Consider the following 4,480-nt stretch of genomic DNA (forward strand, 5'->3'; position numbering starts at 1 on the left):
CCCCGACCCCGACCCCGCCTCCGCCTCCGGCAGCGCCTGCCGTCTCGGTACAGCCTGCCGATGGGCGGGATGCCCCGCGGTTCCCGGGCGCTCCGCAGCCGCCCGGCGTTCCGGGTGCGTCCCAGTTCCCGAACCCGCCGGGTGCGCCGGGTGCGCCGGGTGCTCCGCAGCCGTCCGGTGCGCCGAACGCTCCTCAGCCGCCGAGTCCCCCCGGGCTGCCCGGTGCGCCGCAGCCTCCCGGTGTTCCGGGGAGCGCGGGTGGCGCCGTGCATCACGCGGAGACCGTGCTGTCCAGGCCCCCTGTGGCCGGCCCCGGCATGCCTCCGCCGCCCCAGGCTCCGGGCTCTCCGGTCGGCACCGGCCCTGCGGGTCCCGGCTCTACCGGTGGCCCCGGCTCCCCGCCCGGCCCGGGTGCTCCCGGCATGCCCGGCGCCCCCGGTATGCCCGCAGCCGCTTCAGGCGCTCCCCGGCCGATGCCGCTCGGCGCCATGCCGCCCCCGCCTCCGGGTGCCGTACCGTCTCCCGGCCCGGCGCCTGCGCCGACGATGCCGGGACAGCCGACGCCCGGACAGCCGGTGCCGGGGCACCAGGCACCGACCCCGCCCCCCGCCTACGGCTACCCCCAGCAGTCGCAGCCGACCGTCGGTCCCGGCTACCAGGCGGTCCTCAGGTACCGCGCGCAGGACGGGTCGGAGCAGCAGTTGATCCGGCGGTCGGCGCCGGGGACACCGCACCCGGAGTGGCAGATCTTCCACGAGCTGCGCGGCATGAACGTGCCCCCGGATCAGGTCCTGGAGCTCCACACCGAGCTGGAGTCCTGCGAGCTGCCGGGCGCGTACTGCGCGCGGATGATCCGGGAGCAGTGGCCGCAGGCGCGGATCGCGAGCATCGCCCCGTACGGCACGGATCACGCGAGCCGGCAGCAGGGCATGCAGCAACTGCTGGCGCACCAGGGCGAGTTGCACCAGGTGGCCGACGGGCCCGCCCGCCCGGCACCGGTGCGTGCGCCGCTGCCGCCGGTGCAGGCCGCGCCGCCGATCCCGCCGGAGGGTGTGGCGCAGGAGCTGGCGGGGGCGTTCGGGCCGGGGATCTTCCGGTTCGAGCAGGCCGCGGTGGACCGCCAGGGCGTGCCGCCGGTCGTCGCGCACTCGTTGGTCGTGGCGGGGCTGCCGGTCGACATGGGCCCGTTCTTCTGGGCGCAGGCCCAACTGGGGCGGCCCGTGCCGACCTTGGCCGAGCTGGCCGCCGAGCGCGGGGTGCAGCCCGCCTCCGACGCGGGCTCGTACCTCGTCATGGGTAGTGACTTCGGCAAGGCGGTCTGTGTGCAGTACGGCACGGCGAACATCGTCGCCGTGCCCGTGGAGGCCGGGCCGGGCGGTGCGCCCGTACCGCCGCAGTTCGTGAACACGGGCCTGCCCGAGTTCCAGCGCTGTCTGGCCCTGCTCGGCCGGATGTGGCGGCTGCGCTTCGGCCTGAACCAGGAGCAGGCGGGCCGCTGGACCGTCGACTTCCAGGCGCAGCTCGCCTCGCTCGACCCGGCGGCGCTGAGCTCGCCGGAGAGCTGGTGGTCGGTGCTGCTGGAGCAGATGTGGGACGGGCTGCTGTGACGCCCCGCCGCCGCTGAGCCGCGCGCGCGTGGAGGGCCGGACCCGGTGGTGAGACCGGGTCCGGCCCTCCGTTTTTCGGCCCGTCCCCGCAGCCCGTGCGCGGAGTGTCGCGTTATGAACATTTCCGTCCGATACATCAAGATGTGCGCGAAATCATCATTTCGCGTTCGTTTGTGTCGTCGCGGAGAGGGGTTCCAGGATGAGCAGCGCACCGGTGTCGTCCCCGGGGTTCGTGGCCGTACGGGGGCGCGGCTACCGCCCCGACCAGGTCGACGCGTACGCGGGCGCCCTGTCCCGGGACCGGGACGCCGCCTGGGAACGGGCCGCCCGGCTCACCGTGCTCGCCCGGGACATGGAGGCCGAGGCGGTACGGATGCGGGAGGTCGTGGCGGGGCTGGTCCCGCAGGCGTACGAGGCCCTGGGCGAGGGGGCGCAACGGCTCTTCGAGGTGGGGCGGGAAGAGGCCGCCGCCGTCGTGGAGCGGGCGCGGCAGGAGGCGCAGGGTCTCGCGGACGAGGCGCAGGCGCACGCCGACGGCGTACACGCTGCCGCACAGGCGCACGCCGACGCCGTACGCGCCGAGGCGGAGGAACGCGCTCGTCAGCGGCTGCTCGCCGCGCGCGCCGAGGCCGACGAGATCCGGGTCGCCGCCCGCCGCGAGGTGAAGCAGGGGCGCGGGAAGGCGCTCGCCGCCTTGCGCGAAGTGCGTCAGCGCACCAGCGCGATGCTCGCCGAGCAGGCCAGGGAGCACGCGGAGCGGTGGGCCGAGGTGGAGCGGGCCCATGAGGAGCGGGCGGCCGAGGTGGACCTGCGGGGCGCCGAACGGGTGGCGCGGGCGAAGGCGGCGCTGGCCGTGGCGAGGCGCGAGTTCGGGCAGGCGAAGGCCGCGGTGGTGCGGTGCGAGGAGGACGCACGCGCGCGTGCGGCGGAGATCCTCGCGGAGGCGCGGGCCGAGGAGGAGCGGATCGTCGGGGAGACCGAACGGGTGCTGCGCGAGCACGCCGAGCGCTGGGACGAGGTGCAGACCCAGATGGATCTCGTCCGCAGCAGTCTGACGGCGCTCACCGGGCAGGGAGCGCCTGAGTGAGCGGGGCGTGGCCGGCCGCGGGGCTCACTGCTCCTTGAGGACCGGGAAGCGCCGGGGCGCCAGCACGAGCAGCACCCCGAACGCCAGGGCCGCCGCGCAGCCCGCGCCCACGTACACCGCGTGCACCGCGTCCGCGATGGCCGCGCGGGTCGTCTCGGGGGCCGTGCCTGCGTCCAGCGCGCGTGTGACGGAGTCGAGGTCGCTCGCGCCGCCCAGGCGGTCGGCCAGGACGCCGTTGGCGACCGCGCCGAAGACCGCCGCGCCGATCGTCTGGCCGGTCTGGCGGCAGAACAGGACGGAGGCCGTCGCCGTGCCGCGTTCCGCCCAGCCGACCGTCGACTGGACGCCGACGATCAGGGGGAGCTGGAACAGGCCCAGCGCGGCGCCCAGGAGCAGCATCAGCAGGGTGGGCTGCCAGGCCGCGCCCGGATAGGGCAGGAACGGGAAGGCGAACAGGATCACGGCCGCCGTTCCGATGCCGAGCATCGCCGTGTTGCGGAAGCCGATGCGCCGGTAGACGTGCTGGCTCAGCGCCGCCGACACCGGCCAGCTCAGCGTCCACACGGACAGCACGAATCCGGCGGCGACCGGGGCGAGTCCGAGCACCGACTGGGCGTACGTCGGCAGGAAGACCGTGGGGGCGACCATGAGCAGGCCCAGGGCGCCGAGCGCCAGGTTCACCGCGGCGATCGTGCGGCGGCGCCACACCCAGCCGGGGATGATCGGCTCGGCCGCCCGGCGTTCGATCAGGACCACGGCGGCCACCAGGGCCAGTCCGGTGCCGAACAGGACCAGTGACGGCGCCGACAGCCACGGCCAGGCCACCCCGCCCTGCACCAGCGCCGTCAGCAGCACGCCGCCGCACGCGAACACCGCGAGCGCGCCCGCCCAGTCGACACGCGCGCGCGTGGCCGTCGCGACGCGCAGGGAGCGCTGCGGCTCGTGGAGGTACCGGACGACCAGCCACAGCGCCACGGCGCCGATCGGCAGGTTGACCAGGAAGATCCACCGCCAGTCCGCGTAGGCGGCGAGCACTCCGCCGATCCCCGGGCCCGCGACCGCCGCCACCGCCCACACCGTGGACAGCTTGGCCTGGATCTTCGGGCGTTCCTCCAGCGGGTACAGGTCGGCGGCGAGCGTCTGGACCGTGCCCTGCAGGGCGCCGCCGCCCAGGCCCTGCACGATCCGGAACGCGATCAGCGCGCCCATGTTCCACGCCACCGCGCACAGCAGCGAGCCGAGCAGGAACACCACCGAACCCGCGATCAGCACCGGCTTGCGTCCGAAGGTGTCGGACAGCTTGCCGTAGACCGGCAGCGTGACCGTCACGGCCAGCAGATAGCCGGAGAACAGCCAGGAGAAGACCGAGAAGCCGCCCAGGTCGCCGACGATCTGCGGGACCGCGGTGGAGACGATGGTGGAGTCCAGGGCCGCGAGCGCCATCGCCAGCATCAGGGCCGCCACGACCGCCCCGCGCCGGTCCGTGGAGACCTGCCGCGCGGACTCCCGTGTCGACGGCTTCGTGTCGTCCACGCGGATTCCTTTCCCCCTGCATCCATCTGCCGGCGACCACTCTCCCACTTGCCCCTCACGTGGCGGCAGGGTGCAGTCTCGCCGGGGCGGAGGGTGGAGCCGACCCCTAGATCGCCTCCACCTGTCGGTGGAGTGCCCCTAGGGGTACCTCCGTACTACGGCTGGGGGAGGGTTCGTACCGCCGGAGGACGAGAAGGTCCCGGGGCCGTCCTTAACCTGGCTTTACGCCGCTGGGGAGCGGTGGGGGAGGGGC

3 protein-coding genes are annotated in these 4,480 nt (G+C 74.9%); 2 read left to right on the forward strand and 1 reads right to left on the reverse strand.

The genetic code is table 11. The features are described from left to right. Positions 1-1,607 (forward strand): SUKH-4 family immunity protein (locus AOJ26_RS39130; RefSeq protein WP_234358788.1); only part of this gene is annotated, 1,607 nt, incomplete at its 5' end. A 199-nt stretch (positions 1,608-1,806) separates the two neighbouring features. Continuing rightward, on the forward strand, positions 1,807-2,694 hold the full coding sequence (locus AOJ26_RS39135) for a hypothetical protein (RefSeq protein ID WP_053853101.1): 888 nt from the start codon (positions 1,807-1,809) through the stop codon (positions 2,692-2,694). A gap of 24 nt (positions 2,695-2,718) precedes the next feature. On the opposite strand, the gene AOJ26_RS39140 is transcribed toward AOJ26_RS39135, so the two are convergent. Then, positions 2,719-4,227 (reverse strand): MFS transporter, encoded by a 1,509-nt coding sequence (locus tag AOJ26_RS39140; RefSeq protein ID WP_053853102.1) that lies wholly within the window; start codon positions 4,225-4,227, stop codon positions 2,719-2,721. Positions 4,228-4,480 lie beyond the last annotated feature (253 nt).

Source organism: Streptomyces sp. NRRL B-24085 (assembly GCF_001282115.1).
Classification (GTDB): Bacteria; Actinomycetota; Actinomycetes; order Streptomycetales; family Streptomycetaceae; genus Streptomyces.